Genomic DNA, 241 nt, shown 5'->3' with positions numbered 1-241 from the left:
CTGCAGGACCTCGCCCGGATCGCGGCAAAGACCAGCCAGGTGCCGGTGACGCTTGCCAGGACGGAACTCGCCCTCGCGGAACTCACCTCCCCGGTGGACGGGATCGTGGTCTGGGTGGCTTCCCCGGGTGCGACCCTTGCCCCCGGTGCGACCGTCGTCAGCATCCGAGAGACCGGCCCGAGCCGCGTCACCGCCTGGCTGTCGTCCAGCCAGTTGGCGCAGGTCTGCCGAAGTGACCCGG

General features: G+C 71.0%; 1 pseudogene. It reads left to right on the top strand.

From position 1 onward, the window contains the following. A pseudogene (locus tag BN358_RS27575) lies at nt 1-241 on the top strand (hypothetical protein); the annotation flags it as partial.

The organism is Sedimentibacter sp. B4, from assembly GCF_000309315.1.
In the GTDB taxonomy this organism is placed as follows: domain Bacteria; phylum Bacillota; class Clostridia; order Tissierellales; family Sedimentibacteraceae; genus Sedimentibacter; species Sedimentibacter saalensis.
The sequence above is the reverse complement of the archived record's forward strand: the minus strand, read 5'-3'. Positions and strand labels throughout refer to the sequence as shown.